This window comes from Nocardioides abyssi (assembly GCF_030412915.1).
GTDB classification, from domain to species: domain Bacteria; phylum Actinomycetota; class Actinomycetes; order Propionibacteriales; family Nocardioidaceae; genus Nocardioides; species Nocardioides abyssi.
The window spans coordinates 1-276 of record NZ_JAUHJR010000181.1; the positions used below are offsets into that span (position 1 = coordinate 1).

At 40.2% G+C, this 276-nt stretch carries 1 protein-coding gene; it reads right to left on the bottom strand.

Annotated features, from left to right (window positions below; all coding sequences use genetic code 11):
- On the bottom strand, positions 1–276 hold a 276-nt coding region (locus QWY29_RS20410; protein ID WP_300963052.1), incomplete at both ends, for a hypothetical protein.

The window sequence follows — 276 nt, forward strand, 5'->3', positions numbered from 1 at the left end:
GTCCAGAATGCCTTCAATAGTTTGACGAGGAGTTCGGATAATTTGTGTTTTGATGATTTGAGGACAAACTTGGATACGCTTTGTTCAATGACATGTTCATCTCGTTCCGGGATTTCATACTGAATAGTTGGCACATAACCGGTTTCCAACTCTTCGTTTACTTCATTCACTAGATCAATAACGACTCGTCGTTCTTTATCCATCTCCTGTTCATATCGCACTCGTTTACTCGCAGTCACGACTTTGTTTTTCCCTTTTCTTCTCTTAGGTAGTGAT